Here is a 16628-nt window from a genome sequence, read left to right as displayed (position 1 = left end):
ACCAGATGCCCACACCTGATCCAAAATCTGCCGACAGCACTGGCGCGGATGCACTGCACGCATTGGAACAGCTTTTGCAATCTGCGCATTTTGATCCGCACTGGTACAGCACCACCTACGCGGATGTCACCAAAAGCGCGCTAAGCCCCGCGATGCACTTCCTCAAATACGGGGCGTTTCTGGCCCGTGCCGCCGCGCCTGATTTTTCGCCCCACACTCACGCCGATATTTACGAGCAGGCCCGCGCCAGCGGTGAAAACCCTGTCCTGCTCTATCACCGGCTGCAGGCAGAGGCACCGGAACCTGCCCCGTAATCCGCACACCGCCCCCGCGCCCTCTCGACACGGGGCGCTTCGGCCCCGTAAAGTCATTACTGATTATAAAAGATATCGACACGACACATGCAGCCCGACATCAGGCCGCCAAAAAAGGAAGTATTATGCGTAAAGTCTTCATTACCGGCACCGCCGGATTTATCGGGTTCCATCTGGCCCGTCACCTTCTGGACGAGGGCTTTCAGGTCCACGGCTATGACGGAATGACAGACTATTACGATGTTAATCTCAAAAAACGCCGTCAGGCGATGCTGCTGCAAAACGCCTCTTTCGCCACCACCGAAGGCATGCTGGAAGATCAGGAACTGCTGGACAAAACCATTGATGATTTTGCCCCTGACGTGATTGTCCACCTCGCCGCACAGGCCGGTGTGCGCTACAGCCTTGAAAACCCCCGCGCCTATCTGGATTCAAACGTCATCGGCACCTTCAACGTGATGGAGGCCGCGCGCCGCAACAAGGTCGAACACCTGATGATGGCCTCCACCTCCTCGGTTTACGGCGCCAATACCGAAATGCCCTTTGACGAGATGGAAAAGGCCGACACCCAGCTGACCATCTATGCCGCCACCAAAAAGGCGGGCGAAAGCATGGGCCACTCCTATGCCCACCTCTATGATCTGCCCACAACGATGTTCCGCTTTTTCACCGTTTACGGCACATGGGGGCGCCCCGATCTGGCGCTTTATAAATTTGTCGATGCCATGCTCGATGACCGTCCTATCGATATCTACAACAACGGCGACATGTACCGCGACTTTACCTATGTCGACGATCTGGTGCACGGCATCCGCCTGCTGATCGATACGCCCCCCGTACGCCCCGCCACCCCCGACGACATCGAGGAAGGCGACAACCTCAGCCCGGTTGCCCCGTTCCGTGTGGTCAACATCGGCAACTCCGAAAAGGTCAAACTGCTGGATTTCATCGACGCGATCGAAGACAATCTGGGCCAGAAAGCCAAGCGCAACTATATGGGCATGCAAACCGGCGATGTACCGGCCACATGGGCCAATGCCGATCTGCTGCACAAGCTGACAGGCTACAAGCCGAAAACAGATTTCCACGATGGGATCGCGAAATTCGTTGCATGGTTCCGTGAATACTACAACAAATAGTCCCACACCCCACGGGGCCGCGATGACAACGTCAGGCGGCCCCGTGGTGCTGTACCTCGGGCAGGACCCCACCCGATATCTGCACAGCGGACAGACCGCAGGCATGGTGTTTTTCGCGCCCGTCACAGGGCCGGACAGCCGCAGTGATCCGCTGCGGCTGATGCACCGTGACGCCGCGGTTGTGTATCTGCCCCACCCCCCTGCCGCCACATCCGCGCAGGCCTCACAGGCCCTGCATACCCTATGGGACACGCCGCATATGGGGCATCCCGATGTTGTGGTGATCTCGGGCTGGTATCGTCTCGAAGCGCTTGAAATGGTGTTGCAAAAGGCCACCGCCCCCCTCACCCTGCTGGTAGAGGATTACAACGCACTGCTGCCCGAACCCCGCTGCCCGATCTCGCTGCACACCAAAACCTATCACGATTCCTTTGCGGTAATTTCGATCGATCCGGCGGCTATTGGCGCAAAAAACATCACCCGCGCCATTGATACCGTGCAAAAAGAGGCGGCCACATATACACAGGCGGCCCTTGCGCGCTGCGACGCGCTGGCGGAACTTACGCAAACGGATCACTCAGCAGAACTGGCCCGCGCCCTGACGCATCTGGTGCTGGACGAGCATCACGAGCCTGCTTGGCTTGCCCATATCAAACAACTTGCCGCACGCCCCGACTTTGACGGGGCGCAGGAATTCTTTGCCGCACAGGGCGCGCGCGCCTCGAACGCCGTCGCGGCAACCACCGCGCTGGATCTGATCGCCCGCCTGCAAAAACGCGAGGACCGGGGCGATAGAGGGTTTGCCGCAGCCCTGACATATCTGCGCCTCTCCCCCGGCCCCGGCCCGTGCCGCCGCATCGTGCGCGCAGAGCTTCAGGCCCGCATCAACAGCCATATCGACACCGCCCAAACAGACGCGCTGGAACAGGCGCTGGTCCTCACCGCCGGGCTGACCCCCTCGATCCGTGACAGCGAGGGCTGCACCTCCTTCGGATCGCTTCTCTACAAAGGGCTGAAGGCTCTGCTGGACGCGGACCACAGCCAGCAGGTGGCCGATATCTGCGCAACCGTCCCCGACCGCTTTACCGCCGTCAAACGCATGGCCGTCCTTGCCGCGCTGAACCTGCAACAGCCCGACACCGCCATGCAGCACTGGCGCACCCTGCTGGAGCGTGACCCCGCCGCCGCGCGGACCCTGCAACAAAACATACCCTCCATGGCCCGTCTGCGCGATGACAGGCGGCGCCTGACAAACGAACGTCATGCGGCCCTGCGCGACCCGCCCCTCCCCCACAGACACATCGCTATTGCAGGCGTTTCCTATTGCGGCAGCACGTTTCTGGGCGCTGTATTGGGCAGCATTCCGGGTGTAGCCCATATCGGTGAATCTATCTGGCTGGCACATCGCAAAACCACCGGACAGCCGTTAATTGACAGGTTCACTGTCCCGCAAGAGTATACGCTGTATTGCACACAATGCGGTCCTGATTGTCAGGTGCTGACACCTTCGCTACGCCGATCCCTTATCAAAAAACAAACCAACTGGTACGGGCGCATTGCACAGGCACTGGACACCCCTATTCTGGTATCATCGGACAAGAACCTGTCCAAAATCCGCCAGCTTGATCCGATGCTGCGAATGGACGCAATTGTGCTCTACAAAAGCCCCATACAAGCGTGGTGGTCAAACTATCGCAAAATCGGCAGCAGCGGCTTTGCGCCTGTTGAAAACCTCGACCATTATCTTGATGTCTGGTCTGCTGCGTACGAAATTTTTCTGGATCACTTTGCCATTACCGGACGCACAGTAGTGATGAGTCAGGACGCGTTTACAACCACACCTGATGCTGTCTTTTCGCGTTTGTGTGCCCTTCTGGACCTGCCATGGTCCAACCCTGAAATGCCGCTCATTACCCGTGACCAGCACTTCATCGGTGGCAATGCCATCGTGCAGGACAACCTGCGCTCGGATGGTCCTCCGCCTGCAGTGCGCCCTCTTCCACAGGTCGAACTCCCTGATGCCCATTTTGACATAATCGCCAACCATAATCGCGCCCAAAACGTCATCCAACGGCTGGATGCATCCTTTGCCAAAAAGTTTGATCTGCCCGTCCCTCTGCGCCGCCCCCCGCTACAGCAAAAATAAAGTGCATACCGCGCGCAGAGCCGCTAGTCACACAGCCGCGCCCATGCCGACATCCCGATCAGAAACCACAACGGAAATTTAATGTATACGCCCTATATCATCACCCGGATCGACAGCCCTGATGCGCAGGTATTCGACGTAAACATCCCCGACCGTGTGCGCATTGTGCGCGACTGCGGCAATTTCCGCTTTTACTTCTTTCCCCCCGATCATCCCAAAATGCTGGCCGATCTGGAAAACCGCCTGCACATTCACGGCGAAAACCTGTGGTTCGAAGAAGGCTTCATGCTGCGCTACCCCGATCCCTATCAGCCCGATGTCAGCGCCAAGCTCGATCACTTCGACCTGCCCAGCATCGCGCTGGACGGCGCCTACTCCCGCATCACCGTGCGCGACGGTGTGCTCAAAATCGACGGTTCGGCCACCTATCTGCAAATGATGTGTTCCTACACAGAAAACGGGCAGTTCTTTTATTCCAACAACCAGCCCGCACTGGAGGACATTCTGGCCCTCGCCGGTCACAAGCTGACCCTGAACGAGCGGTTTCTGGCCTCGCATCTGGCGCAGATGCCCCTGGCGTTTTTCATCTTTGCAGGCACCCAGCGGAATGAAATCGCCTTTCACGATTCCGTCGATACCATCACCTATGACGGCGCCCTGCATAGCGAAATCCATCACAAACTCACCGATCCCGCAATCGAGGCACTGTCGCGCGCCGACCGTCTCGATATGCTGCACGCACGGGTCCAGCATACCATTGACCAGTATTGCATCTGGACCGGCACCGAAAATTTCACCCACCACCTGACGGCGGGGCGCGATTCACGCATGTCGCTTGCGCTGTTCAAGGAAACCCAGAAAGATCGTCTGCTGCTGCTGCTGACCGGCGGCTACCCCCACACCACCGACAAGGTGGTCGCAAACTATGTTGCCAAAGAATACGGCATCACTCAGGCCCTACCAAAGAAATCCTATTCAACCAACGGGTTTGATTACCAAGCGGTGCAAAACACTGTACACCCATACCGCTATCAGGTCGCGATGTTTCGCAGGCAGGATTACAAAACAGATTTTGACCCCGAAGTGGCAATGGCAAACGGGTATCTTGGCAACCTGATGACCTATACAGGCGCCAAGAAAAAGCAGATGCTGCCACAGGAAAAAGGCACTCTCACCCCAGAGGCTTACGCCGATATTGATGCGATCTACGATCGCCACATAGAAGAGCTTTCGGCGGCTTACGGCCCTGAAAATGCCTTTCGCATGTTCAACCTGAAGTTCAACACCACCAACAAGGTTTCCTCGGTCATCGGGCGGTTGCGCAAATACTTCTTCTGCGTTTTTGAATCCGATCTGCTGTTTCTGGCCTATATGCTGGAAACCCCCGAGGACATGCACAACAACTCCATCCACTACGAGTTGATCCGCCGCTCCGATGCGGCCTTGCTTAATACCATCCCCTTCGAGCCGGGAAAATCATTCCCCGAACAGGGCATCACCTCGGAAATATCCGAATCCAAAGGCATCAAACGCATTGCCGAACATCGTAAATTCATTCAGCTAAACTATGATCTGATATGTGCGCATATCCGTGACCATGCCCATCATCTACCCCAGTTCAGAGCCACATATATGGACGAGATCACAGATGTGCAGCGTGACAATATCCCCGTTGTTATCGTCAAAAATATGTTTGCCCTACTCGGTGCGCTGGAACTCAAGGGTTATCCGCTGAAAGGTTTTGCGCAGGTCGCAGGCCAGAACAATACCGCCGAAGATGTCTATACCATGGATTTCTTCCAGCAGATGTATTTTGACGGTGCCCTGCACACCAGCGGCCTGCCCGGGATGGTGTACACCCGAAAAGGGGTTTACCGCTCTTTCGCAAAAATCCCCGAAGGAGAGCGACTGCTGGTCAGTATTGTCTCTATTCCGGTTGAAAAGCCGCAAAAGGTGACAATCACCCAACAGGATGACGGGCACACCATTCACTTTGAGGTAGAGCGGGACTCGCGCTATCGCGTGGTGCATAATTCCTACAGTCCAGAAACCAAACGCCGACCGAACTTTACCGCACTGTCTTCGTGAGCCTTTCTCCGGAAGACGGAACCGAAACCGGAAACGCGGGTTAATCCGCACACACCACAGACAGGATCGTTTATGAAAATTGCCGTTGCAGGTCTGGGCTATGTCGGGCTGTCCAATGCGGTTTTGCTGGCACAGCATAACCGCGTGGTCGCGACCGACATCTCGCAGGCGCGGGTTGATATGATCAATGCGGGCAAAAGTCCCATAGCAGACCCTGATATCTCCGATTTTCTCACGCTTCCCGATCTAAACCTGACCGCCACAACCGATGCTGCGGCTGCTTTCACGGATGCTGATTTTATCGTCGTGGCCACGCCCACCAACTATGACACCCACACCAACTACTTCGATACCTCCAGCGTAGAGACTGTTATCAGCGAGGTGACCCGCCTCAACCCGGATGCAACCATTGTGATCAAGTCCACCATTCCCGTGGGGTTCACCGACCGTTTGCGCAGCGAAACCGGCAACGACAATATCCTGTTCTCGCCCGAATTCCTGCGCGAGGGGCGCGCGCTTTATGACAACCTCTATCCCAGCCGCATCATTGTCGGCGCCAGAACCAAAGCCGCACATCAATTTGCAGAGCTGCTGACCGGCGGTGCGCGGGCCACGGATATTCCCGTCAAATTCACCGACGCCGCCGAGGCCGAGGCGATCAAGCTGTTTGCCAATACCTATCTCGCCATGCGCGTGGCGTTTTTCAACGAACTCGACAGCTATGCGATGTCGCGTAATGTGGACAGCCGCCAGATCATCGAAGGCATCAGCCTCGATCCGCGCATCGGAGACCATTACAACAACCCCTCCTTCGGCTATGGCGGCTATTGCCTGCCCAAAGATACCAAACAGCTGCTGGCCAACTATTCAGAAGTACCGCAAAACCTGATCCGCGCGGTTGTGGATGCCAACCGCACCCGCAAGGATTTCCTCTCGGAACAAATTCTCGCCGCCAATCCCAAAATCGTCGGTGTGCACCGTCTGGTGATGAAGGCAAACAGCGATAATTTCCGGCAGTCCTCCATTCAGGGAATTATGAAACGCATCAAGGCCAAAGGGGTCGAAGTTATCGTTTTTGAACCCGCCCTGAAAGAGGACGAGTTTTTCAATTCCCGCGTGATCCGCGATCTGGAAAGCTTTAAGGCGCAGTCCGATATCATCGTGGCAAACCGGATGAATGACGATCTGCTGGATGTAAAAGACAAGGTGTTCACCCGCGATCTGTTTGGCGAGGACTGAAGCCGAAACAGGCTCTATATCGACATTCCAGAGCCTAAAAAACTCAGGAATGCTTGCGCAGGAACGCTTCAAGCCGCGCCACAAACGCCGCATCCACACCTGTTCCCTGCACCACAACACGTCCCTCCCGCGCCAGCAGTTCCAGCCCCTCGCCCAGTTTGCGCTGCAGGGGCAGCGTTACACCCGCCGCGGCGTTGGGCGCTGGTGTCGGACGATCATTCTTCTCGGGCTTGCTCTCCGCAGGGGCTTCGTCACTTACGGCCGCTTCCAGCACCTCACGCTCCGCCCGGCCTGTGGCATGGGCTTCCCGCAGATGCGCACGCAAACGGGCAGCGGCACCGCCGTCCTCGGCCAGCCGCTTTGACAGGGCAAGCCCCAACCGCTCGGGGATCAGTTGCGGCGCGTGCAACACCTCGTCCAGCGCCTCAACCACAGGCATGAATGATTTGATCTTGGACCGCTTGGAGAAGCTAACCGAGGCAAACAGGCTTTGTAGCGCCTCTTTCTCCGTTTCAAACACCCCTGCCCTCAGGGTCTGCACCGCCACCCGCGCCCGTTCGTAGAACGACAGGTTCGCGCGGATCTCGTTTTCCTCAACCATCGCCACATAGGCATCCGCCTGCGCCGCAGGCTGGCGCACCAGCGCCTGCACCGTGGCAAACCGCTCTTCTCCCGTGTCGGCGTAAAGTGCGCGCAGTGCCTGCAAGCGCCGCCAGCCGGATATCAGGCCAAATCCGTCTTCAACCATCACCACTTCGATCGGGGCCTGCTGCCCACGGCTGCGTATGCTGTGATACAGAGCTTCTACATCTTCCTCTGCAGTGTGCTGACGATCCCTGATAAGGTAGGCCTCATGCACCTGTTCCAGCGGAATAGCGCGGATGATCCGCCCCTCACGGGTGGCACCTTCCAACTCGGCGCGCAGGGCCTCGAAGGCGGCTGTGCTGGCCACATCCCCCGCGATCTGCGCAATCGGCGCACGGGCCGCCGGCGCAGCCGCCGGCGCATCGTTCAGCAGGGCTGGGGTCAGTCGTTTGCGCTTGGCCATCTCGTCTCTCCTCACGGCTTTCAGGGGCAGCCTTGACCCTTTGCCCTAACAATCCCCTAACAGGGCGGGCCTTGTAAAACCTTTCGCGTGCGAAAGGTTGTCTGTTAGAGCCTAATCTATTTCTTAGACACTTCATCTCGGCGCCAGATGCCCAGCAACAGCTTTTTGAATGCCGCATAGGTCTGATCAAACGTGGCCCGTCCACGGGCATATGTCTCGCGGTTAAAGTCGCGATAGTCAGCCTCGTAGATGCCACTGGCCTGCTCTCCCGCCTGCCCGATCAGCGCGGTAAAATCCTGCCGGTGCGGCGACAGGGTATCGCCCAGATAGGCCTGCATCAGCGCCCCCATCTCCGACTGCTGCGCCGCATCAAAGCGGGTGATGACCGCGCGCACCGCATCCCATTCAAACTGTAGCTCGGGCCGCCCCAATGCACGGGCCGCCATGTTCTCTCCGGTTTCGATCGAGGAAAACGTGGCGTGCAGCATATCAAAAAACCGCCCCGTTGAATCAAACTCCAGAAACGACGCCCCCAGCGGCACCAGCAGGATATCTGCCGCCGCCAGCCCGTTGATGGTCAGATAGCCAAGGGCAGGGGGCGTATCCACAAAGACCAGATCATAGTCATCCAGCACCCCGTCAGCCTCCAGCGTATCGGTCAGCGCATCCCAAAGCTTCCAACTGCGCCCCTGCATCCGCCAGACAGGAATCTGGAACTCCGCCCAATATAAATTCAACTGTGCGCCGATCAGATCAATGTTGGGCCAGTGGGTCGTCTGGATCAGGTTCTTCGCCCCGATCTCCAACGCCTCTGTCAACGTGTCATCCAACAGGACCGGGTCCAGCCCCTGCGCCAGGCGCAACTGGTTGTCCGCTTTCAGATGGGTGGCATAGTGGCGCGCAATCAACGGAAACACGGTCTGCCATTCATCCTCGACCTTGCCACCGAAGATCGAGGTCATCGATCCTTGGGAATCAAGATCAACCACCAGTACGCGATAGCCGTCCAGTGCCGCCGACATCGCCAGATGGGCTGCCGTCGATGTCTTGCCGACACCGCCTTTGAAATTCGCGACAGCGACAATTTTGGCTTTTGCCCCCTCAGGGCGATAGGGTTTGTATTCTTTCGATTTTGACCCCAGTTGCGCGAAATGCGCCCGCAGCAAAAGAACCTCTTCGAAGCTGAACCATTTTGCCCCGCCCACGGTTTCCGATGTGCCCTGCGGCAGATGCGGGTTTTGCTTCAACACACGGCGGAAATGGCCTTGGGCCACGGGGATCAGATAGCGGGTGATTTCCCATGTTGAAAACGGACGCAGGCTTTTGCGCCCCGTCTCATCCAGACCCCGCCCCGCCAGATCGGCCCGTCCGCGCGCGCAGTTCTGGGCGATGGCGGCAAAACCTTCGGCATTTACCGGCGCATCCAGATCGGCAAGGGCCTGATCTGGATCTATGTTAAAATAGGGGGGAAGCTCTGGTGTTTCCGATGTCATGTGATTTGCTCAATGTGGTCTGTTTTGCGTCATATACCACGAAAGGGCGTACATACTATAATTAAAACAACATCTCTTTTGACTTGCCTTGTATTCCCTAGCAAATCCAAGGGTTTTTTCGGTCGGAGACGCTCATTTCGAGGCAAATGCACGAATTATCAAGTTAATATCAGGTTATATAATAGTTACAGGAATTCCAGCAGCTTCTTTTTTTATGCTTTTCAGTTACTTGTTGTCCATTTTCAAGCAAGCCCTGACTCTGAAACCACGATAAAGTGACTCTGAACCCCCGAAGAGCCGACTCTGAAACCACGCTGTGCGCAGATGCTGGCATAGACGCAGCCTGTGGATAACTCTAAACTTGGTGTAACTAAAACCACGAAGCAGATTCGCGCCGCAAGATCCGTGAGAACACGGACAACAAGAGCGCATAGGCAGTGAGCAGGACAGGCATATGAACACCCCGGCACTGGGGCGTGGAGAGGGCGCGTTTTTTTCGTGCGACATCTTCAACGCAGCCCCGAAAGACGACATCGGCTCGATGGAGCATCCGATGTTCTCGCTCTCGACCAGACCGGACAGGCGTATCCTCAGCTATACCCATAACGATACGGATATCACCGTGACTCCTTCGGTGCGCGGGTTGGCAACCCTGCATGACAAGGACATCCTGATCTACTGCATCAGCCAGTTGATGGCGGCGCAAAACGCAGGCCGCGAGATCACCCGCACCCTCACCCTCAAGGCGCACGACTTGCTGGTGGCGACATCGCGTGAAACCTCCGGGGATGGCTATAAACGTCTGCGCGATGCTTTCGAGCGTTTGGCCGGCACCCGCATCACCACCAATATGATGACCGGGGGTCAGGAGGTGACCACGGGTTTCGGCCTGATCGAAAACTGGCAGATTGTGCGGCAGGGCAAGGGGGGGCGGATGCTCTGGGTGGCGGTCACCTTGAGCGAGTGGCTTTACCGCGCGGTGCTGGACAAGGCGGTGCTGACGTTGAACCGCGCCTACTTCAGCTTGCGCAAACCGCTGGAGCGGCGTGTTTACGAATTGGCGCGCAAGCATTGCGGGCGGCAGGCGGGGTGGACTGTTTCGGTCGATACGCTGTTGAAGAAATCCGGATCCGCCTCGCCGCGCCGTGTGTTTCGCAAGATGCTGCGCGATATGATCGTGGCCGATACATTGCCCGACTACACCATGTCCGAAGCTCCGGGTGATCTGATGCGCTTCGAGCGGCGTGGCGCAGTGGTCGAACCCGGACGGATGCCGGTGATAAGTGCCGCTGCACTGGATCGCGCGCGCGATCTGGTTCCGGGTGCGGATGTGTACGGGCTGCAAGCCGACTGGCACGCGACATGGGAGGCCCGCGGCCGCCGTACATTGCGCGACCCCGATGCGGCATTTCTGGGATGGGTGGCAAAGCAGGCGGGCGGGTAGCACCTTTCGCGTACGAAAGGTTTCAGGCTGTAACCGGACAGGCGTGGAATGGCCGAAAAGACCGCGTTGCGCTTGCTTGGCAAGGATGGGAAATTCGGATAGATCGGCAGCATATTCAGCCTGCAGTTTTATGAAACTTCCGGTCTATAATTTAAAGAAAAGGCAAAAACATTATGTGTGGTATTGTAGGCGTGATCGGCAAACATCAGGCAGCGCCGATCCTTGTGGACGGATTGCGGCGGCTGGAGTATCGCGGATATGACAGCGCAGGTATTGCAACGGTTGATGATGGCGCGAACGCAGGCCGGCTGGACCGCCGCCGCTCGCTGGGGAAGCTGGTCAATCTTGCCGACCTTCTGGTGCATGAACCGCTGACAGGAACGTCAGGCATCGGCCACACCCGCTGGGCCACACATGGCGCGGCCACAACTGTAAATGCACACCCGCATGCGCGGGGCCGCGTGGCGGTGGTGCATAACGGGATCATCGAAAACTACCGCAAGCTGCGCGAGGAACTGGCGACACATCAGGTTGTGCCGGAAACCCAGACCGACACGGAAACCGTTGCGATGCTGTGCAACTGGTTCCTTGATCAGGGCCACACCCCTGAAGACGCAGCCAAGGCAACGATTGCCAAACTGGAAGGGGCCTATGCGCTGGCATTCCTGTTTGAGGGTGAAACCGATCTGATGATCGCCGCGCGCAAGGGATCACCGCTGGCCATCGGCTGGGGCGAGGGCGAGATGTTCATCGGCTCTGACGCACTGGCGCTGGCTTCTATGACTGCTGATGTGACCTATCTGGAAGAAGGCGACATCGCGGTGCTGACCCGTGCGGGCGCCACGTTCTATGACGAAAGCGGTGACACTGTTGCGCGCGAACGCACAACAATCGAGATCGACGTGCACAGCGTCGACAAAGGCGGTTACAAACATTTCATGGCCAAAGAGATCGCCGAGCAACCGCGCGTTCTGGCGGCGGCTGCCGATTACTATCTGGGCGGGCGTGAAGACGACGACCGCGCTGGTCGCGCCTTGTTAGAGAGTATCGATTTCACCAATGTCGACCGTCTGGTGATGGTGGCCTGCGGCACCGCCTCGCTGGCCTGTCACACCGCCAAATACTGGTTCGAGCAGATTGCACGCCTGCCGGTCGAAATCGATATCGCTTCCGAATACCGCTACCGCGAACCGCCCCTGTCGGACCGCACGATTGCATTGTTTGTCAGCCAGTCCGGCGAAACGGCAGACACGCTGGCGGCGCTGCGCTATTGTGCGGGCAAGGCGCAGAGCATTGTATCGGTGGTCAATGTGGCCACGTCCTCCATTGCGCGCGAAAGCAATGTGGCGCTGCCCATTCTGGCGGGTGCCGAAATCGGCGTGGCCTCGACCAAGGCATTTACCTGCCAGCTGACAGTGCTGGCGGCGATGGCAATTACGGCAGCACGCCAGCGCGGCCATCTGGACGAGGCGGGCGAAACCGCGTTGCAGGAGCACCTGATGGCGGTGCCGCGTCTGGTGGGGCAGGCGCTGCATTGTGAAAACAGCATAAAAGAGATCGCCACCCATCTGGGCCATGTGGATGATGCGCTGTTTCTGGGGCGCGGGGCGATGTTCCCGCTGGCGCTTGAGGGCGCGCTCAAGCTCAAGGAAATTTCCTATATCCACGCGGAAGGCTATGCCAGCGGCGAGCTGAAGCACGGCCCGATTGCGCTGGTCGATGACAAATTGCCGGTGGTGGTGCTGGCACCGTCTGACGCGATGTTCGATAAATCAATCTCTAACATGCAGGAAGTCATGGCGCGCGGCGGCAAGATCATCATGATCAGCGATGCCGCAGGCCTGGCCGAGGGCGGGGGCGATGCATGGCATACAATTGAGATGCCCGACATCGACGGGCCGTTTGCGCCCATCGTCTATGCGGTGCCGGTTCAGCTGCTGGCCTATCATACGGCTGTTGAAAAAGGCACCGATGTGGACCAGCCGCGCAATCTCGCCAAATCGGTCACGGTTGAATAAGCCCCTGAAAGGAGTGCTGCGATGAGCAAGACATATTTCGGAACAGACGGCATCCGGGGCCGTGCGGGCCATCATCCGATGACATCGGTATTTGCCGTGCGCCTTGCGATGGCGGTGGGCAAGTATTTTGGCGCAGGCAACGGCCAGCACCGTGTGGTGATCGGCAAGGACACGCGCCGCTCGGGCTATATGCTGGAGACGGCGTTGATGTCGGGGTTCACGGCTGCGGGAATGGATGTGTTTATACTGGGGCCGATGCCGACCCCTGCGGTGGGGCGGCTGACCCATTCGATGCGCGCCGATCTGGGGGTGATGATTTCGGCCAGCCACAACCCTGCCGAAGACAACGGGATCAAGTTTTTCGGGCCGGACGGTTTCAAACTGTCTGACGGGGCCGAAGCCGAGATCGAGGCAATTCTGGAAAGTGATGCGCTGGACGAGCCGAGCCAGAAGATCGGCCGTGTGACGCGCCTGAACGGCAGCGCCGGACGCTATGTGGAATATTCCAAAACCACGCTGCCCGACTGGGTGCGCCTTGACGGGCTGAAGATCGTCATCGATTGCGCCAACGGGGCCGCCTATAAAACCGCGCCCGAAGTGCTGTGGGAACTGGGCGCGCAGATCATTCCCATCGGCGTGTCGCCCAACGGCTACAACATCAATGACGGCTGCGGATCCACCCACCCCGAGCGCGCGGCGCAGGCGGTGCGCGATCACGAGGCCGATCTGGGCATTTGTCTGGATGGCGACGCCGACCGGATTATCCTGCTGGATGAAAAGGGCAATGTGGTGGACGGGGACCAGTTGATGGCGTTGCTGGCAACCCATTGGTCCCGCGCGGGGCGGTTGAACAAAAACACGCTGGTGGCCACGGTGATGTCCAACCTCGGGATGGAACGGTATCTTGAGGAGCAGGGGATCACCCTGCGCCGGACCAATGTCGGCGACCGCTATGTGGTGGAAGAAATGCGCGCAGGCGGTTTCAACATGGGCGGCGAACAGTCGGGCCATATCGTGATGACCGATTATGCCACCACCGGAGACGGGTTGGTGGCGGGGCTGCAATTTCTGAGCGTGCTAAAGGCCAGCGGCCTGCCTGCCAGTGTGCTGACCAACACCTTCGAGCCGGTGCCGCAACTGTTGGAAAATGTCCGCTACGCCCCCGAAATGGCCCCGCTGCAAGCCCAGCAGGTGAAAGACGCCATCGCAAAGGGCGAGGAAAAGTTGAAAGGCACAGGCCGTCTGCTGATCCGCAAATCCGGCACCGAGGCATTGATCCGTGTGATGGGAGAATGCGAAGACCCCGCCTTGCTGAGCAGTGTGGTGTCGAGCATCGCCGAGCAGATCCGCAAGCAGGGAAACCCCTAGGCCGGTGACCATTGCAGGGCGCGGTTTTCATCGCGCCCGTAGGCCTCGTAATGGGCCAGCGCAGGCCAGCCTGCGGCGGCCACATCGGGGTTGGCAAGGTAATAGCCCATCGTGTCGAACCCCGGTCCGGGATCGCGCCCTTCATAGGCACCGGCGCGCAGGTAATGTTCAGCCGGTGACATGTCGGAGGCGCGCAGGCCCGCATCACGCGACAGATACCACTGTGCGTCAAACAGGGTGCTTTTTTCCAGCAAGGTGATCATGTCGCTGACGGGATGGACCCCGTCGGGGTGCCCTGCGTACCAGACGATCTGGCGCATATGGGCCAGTGTCAGTTCAACCCCGTGACGGTGCTGGAGCCGGGCAAGCGCCGCGCCGCCATCGCCGGTCTGCCCCTGATCGACCTGTGCGCGCAGAGCGTCGTTTTCGGCGCGCAACGTCGCGATCTCGGCGCGCAGAACCCGCTGGATTTCAGCGGCGCTGTCGGCGGCAGTCATTGCGGGCGGCTGTTTGAGCAGGTCGGTGGACTTGTCGGCGGGGGGCATATGCGGGTTTCCTCTGTGCCGTCCGGTTTATGTAGATATAGGGCTGCGGTCGGGCGCGGCTATTTTTTCTCGTTGATCAGCCCGGTCAGATAGGTGCCATAGTCGTTCTTGGCATAACGCTGCGCGCGGGTGGTCAGCTCTTCGTCGCTGATCCAGCCCTGGGCATAAGCGATCTCGTCGGGGCTGCCGGTTTGCAGACCCTGGCGGCGTTCCAGCGTGCGCACAAAGTTACCCGCATCCAGCAGCGAGCCGTGGGTGCCGGTATCAAGCCATGCATAGCCCCGCCCCATACGTTCTACCGAGAGCAGCCCGTCGTGCAGATACATCTCCAGCAGGGTGGTGATTTCCAGTTCGCCGCGCGGCGAGGGTTTGACCTGTGCGGCGCGTTCAGGCGCATCGCCGTCAAGGAAGTAGAGCCCCGTAACGGCAAAGTTCGAGGGGGGCACTTCGGGCTTTTCGATGATCGAAATGGCGCGGCCTCCGTCGTCGAAATCCACTACGCCATAGCGTTCGGGGTCTGCCACGCGGTAGCCGAAGACGGTGCCGCCTGTGGTTTTTGCATCCGCCTGGGCAAGGATTTCGGGCAGGCCATGACCAAAGAAGATATTGTCGCCCAGCACCAGCGCGGAAGGCGCGCCGTCGAGGAAGTCTTTTGCAAGGATAAACGCCTGCGCCAGACCATCGGGGCTGGGTTGGATGATATAGGTGAACTGCATCCCCCACTGGCTGCCGTCGCCCAGCAGGCGCTGGAACTGGCTTTGATCTTCGGGCGTGGTGATGATGGCCACCTCGCGGATGCTGCCCAGCATCAGCACCGACAGGGGGTAATAGATCATCGGTTTGTCATAGATTGGCAGCAGCTGTTTGGAGATGCCCAGTGTGATCGGATAAAGCCGTGTGCCGGAGCCGCCGGCGAGGATGATGCCCTTGCGTTTCATATTGTATCTTTCAATGTCTTGAGGACATCGCACAGGCCCGCTTTCCAGTCGGGCTGTGCGATGTTGAAATCGGTTTGTAAGGTGGTTCCGTCCATCCGTGAATTCAGCGGACGGCTGGCAGGGGTGGGGTAATCGGCGGTGGGGATGCCTGTTACAGTCACGCTGCGGTCTGATAGGGCAAAAATCTTGCGCGCGAAATCGGCCCATGAAACGGCAGGTGTGCCGCCATAGTGATAGGTTCCGCCCTTGTTAGGGTCTGTTTTCATCTGATGTGCCATGTCCAGCACGGTGGCGGCAATGGCGGCCGCGGGGGTGGGGCCGCCGATCTGGTCGGCCACAACGCTCAGCGCATCGCGGGTATCCGACAGGCGCAGCATGGTTTTGACAAAATTGTTGCCATGCGCGGAAAACACCCATGAGGTGCGCAGGATTGCATGTTGCCCACCAGCGGCGCGCACGCCTTCCTCGCCCGCCAGTTTGGTGCGGCCATAGGCGTTTTGCGGTGAAACAGGGTCTGATACGCGCCACGGATCGGTGCCTGATCCCTCGAACACATAATCGGTCGAGATATGGATAAACGGGATGGCGTGCTGCGCACAGGCCTGTGCCATGGCAGCAGGAGCATCGCCGTTGATGACCTGCGCCAGCGCCTCTTCTTCCTCGGCTTTGTCTACGGCGGTGTAGGCGGCGGCATTGATCACCGCGTCCCAAGAGCCTGCATCGATTGCGGCGGCGCAGGCGGCGGGATCGGACAGATCGGCCGCGTCACGGCCAAGGGCGGTGACATCACCCTGCAATTGCAGCTCGGTTGCGACCTGACCGGTTTTGCCAAAGACGAGAATACGCAT

Annotated in this window: 13 protein-coding genes; 8 read left to right on the top strand and 5 right to left on the bottom strand. The window is 58.7% G+C overall.

The annotated features are described in order from the left end of the window. Positions 1-5: 5 nt before the first annotated feature. The 5 genes from OS189_RS16970 (at position 6) to OS189_RS16950 (ending at position 6926) form a co-directional block, all read left to right on the top strand. Positions 6-314, top strand: coding sequence for a hypothetical protein (locus OS189_RS16970; protein ID WP_267168531.1), 309 nt, complete (start codon positions 6-8; stop codon positions 312-314). Between the two features lie 125 nt (positions 315-439). Continuing rightward, positions 440-1453 carry an NAD-dependent epimerase/dehydratase family protein gene (locus OS189_RS16965; RefSeq protein WP_267168530.1) on the top strand — a complete coding sequence of 338 codons (1014 nt, stop codon included), beginning with the start codon at positions 440-442 and terminating at the stop codon, positions 1451-1453. A 22-nt stretch (positions 1454-1475) separates the two neighbouring features. Beyond that, complete coding sequence (locus OS189_RS16960) at positions 1476-3599, top strand: sulfotransferase family protein (protein ID WP_267168529.1); 2124 nt, start codon at positions 1476-1478, stop codon at positions 3597-3599. Between the two features lie 81 nt (positions 3600-3680). Next, positions 3681-5687 (top strand): hypothetical protein, encoded by a 2007-nt coding sequence (locus OS189_RS16955; RefSeq protein WP_267168528.1) that lies wholly within the window; start codon positions 3681-3683, stop codon positions 5685-5687. 72 nt (positions 5688-5759) lie between these two features. Next, a complete protein-coding gene (locus tag OS189_RS16950) occupies positions 5760-6926 on the top strand; it encodes a nucleotide sugar dehydrogenase (protein ID WP_267168527.1) in 1167 nt (388 codons plus the stop codon). Positions 6927-6969: 43 nt separating this feature from the next. Here OS189_RS16950 and OS189_RS16945 read toward each other — a convergent pair whose 3' ends face one another. Next, positions 6970-7974: a ParB/RepB/Spo0J family partition protein gene (locus tag OS189_RS16945; protein WP_267168526.1), complete on the bottom strand. Its 1005-nt coding sequence runs from the start codon at positions 7972-7974 to the stop codon at positions 6970-6972. A gap of 116 nt (positions 7975-8090) precedes the next feature. Continuing rightward, the gene (locus OS189_RS16940) at positions 8091-9467 is read right to left on the bottom strand and encodes an AAA family ATPase (RefSeq protein WP_267168525.1); all 1377 of its coding nucleotides are present in this window, start codon (positions 9465-9467) and stop codon (positions 8091-8093) included. A gap of 454 nt (positions 9468-9921) precedes the next feature. On the opposite strand from OS189_RS16940, the gene OS189_RS16935 reads away from it, so the two are divergent. The 3 genes from OS189_RS16935 to glmM all read left to right on the top strand — a co-directional run bounded on the left by OS189_RS16935 (position 9922) and on the right by glmM (position 14297). Then, positions 9922-10911 (top strand): replication initiator protein A, encoded by a 990-nt coding sequence (locus tag OS189_RS16935; RefSeq protein ID WP_267168524.1) that lies wholly within the window; start codon positions 9922-9924, stop codon positions 10909-10911. A 173-nt stretch (positions 10912-11084) separates the two neighbouring features. Then, on the top strand, positions 11085-12929 hold the full coding sequence (gene glmS, locus OS189_RS16930) for a glutamine--fructose-6-phosphate transaminase (isomerizing) (protein ID WP_267168523.1): 1845 nt from the start codon (positions 11085-11087) through the stop codon (positions 12927-12929). Positions 12930-12950: 21 nt separating this feature from the next. Next, positions 12951-14297: a phosphoglucosamine mutase gene (gene glmM, locus OS189_RS16925; protein WP_267168522.1), complete on the top strand. Its 1347-nt coding sequence runs from the start codon at positions 12951-12953 to the stop codon at positions 14295-14297. Here the strand turns inward: glmM and OS189_RS16920 are convergent. The 3 genes from OS189_RS16920 to rfbD are packed head-to-tail and all read right to left on the bottom strand — an operon-like array spanning position 14294 to position 16628. Beyond that, complete coding sequence (locus tag OS189_RS16920) at positions 14294-14842, bottom strand: hypothetical protein (protein WP_267168521.1); 549 nt, start codon at positions 14840-14842, stop codon at positions 14294-14296. The genes glmM and OS189_RS16920 overlap by 4 nt on opposite strands. Before the next feature lie 59 nt (positions 14843-14901). Continuing rightward, positions 14902-15780 (bottom strand): glucose-1-phosphate thymidylyltransferase RfbA, encoded by an 879-nt coding sequence (rfbA, locus tag OS189_RS16915; RefSeq protein ID WP_267168520.1) that lies wholly within the window; start codon positions 15778-15780, stop codon positions 14902-14904. Further along, on the bottom strand, positions 15777-16628 hold the full coding sequence (gene rfbD / locus OS189_RS16910) for a dTDP-4-dehydrorhamnose reductase (protein ID WP_267168518.1): 852 nt from the start codon (positions 16626-16628) through the stop codon (positions 15777-15779). The genes rfbA and rfbD overlap by 4 nt, the downstream gene beginning before the upstream one ends.

This window comes from Sulfitobacter sp. F26169L, assembly GCF_026410285.1.
In the GTDB taxonomy this organism is placed as follows: domain Bacteria; phylum Pseudomonadota; class Alphaproteobacteria; order Rhodobacterales; family Rhodobacteraceae; genus Sulfitobacter.
Note: the sequence above shows the minus strand (reverse complement) of the source record. Positions and strands in the feature narration are given on the sequence as shown.

Bases quoted from the DNA above. Each gene is read 5' to 3' on its own strand.
- OS189_RS16970 (WP_267168531.1), top strand. From the start codon at position 6: ATGCCCACACCTGATCCAAAATCTGCCGACAGCACTGGCGCGGATGCA.
- OS189_RS16965 (WP_267168530.1), top strand. From the start codon at position 440: ATGCGTAAAGTCTTCATTACCGGCACCGCCGGATTTATCGGGTTCCAT.
- OS189_RS16960 (WP_267168529.1), top strand. From the start codon at position 1,476: ATGACAACGTCAGGCGGCCCCGTGGTGCTGTACCTCGGGCAGGACCCC.
- OS189_RS16955 (WP_267168528.1), top strand. From the start codon at position 3,681: ATGTATACGCCCTATATCATCACCCGGATCGACAGCCCTGATGCGCAG.
- OS189_RS16950 (WP_267168527.1), top strand. From the start codon at position 5,760: ATGAAAATTGCCGTTGCAGGTCTGGGCTATGTCGGGCTGTCCAATGCG.
- OS189_RS16945 (WP_267168526.1), bottom strand. From the start codon at position 7,974: ATGGCCAAGCGCAAACGACTGACCCCAGCCCTGCTGAACGATGCGCCG.
- OS189_RS16940 (WP_267168525.1), bottom strand. From the start codon at position 9,467: ATGACATCGGAAACACCAGAGCTTCCCCCCTATTTTAACATAGATCCA.
- OS189_RS16935 (WP_267168524.1), top strand. From the start codon at position 9,922: ATGAACACCCCGGCACTGGGGCGTGGAGAGGGCGCGTTTTTTTCGTGC.
- glmS (WP_267168523.1), top strand. From the start codon at position 11,085: ATGTGTGGTATTGTAGGCGTGATCGGCAAACATCAGGCAGCGCCGATC.
- glmM (WP_267168522.1), top strand. From the start codon at position 12,951: ATGAGCAAGACATATTTCGGAACAGACGGCATCCGGGGCCGTGCGGGC.
- OS189_RS16920 (WP_267168521.1), bottom strand. From the start codon at position 14,842: ATGCCCCCCGCCGACAAGTCCACCGACCTGCTCAAACAGCCGCCCGCA.
- rfbA (WP_267168520.1), bottom strand. From the start codon at position 15,780: ATGAAACGCAAGGGCATCATCCTCGCCGGCGGCTCCGGCACACGGCTT.
- rfbD (WP_267168518.1), bottom strand. From the start codon at position 16,628: ATGCGTATTCTCGTCTTTGGCAAAACCGGTCAGGTCGCAACCGAGCTG.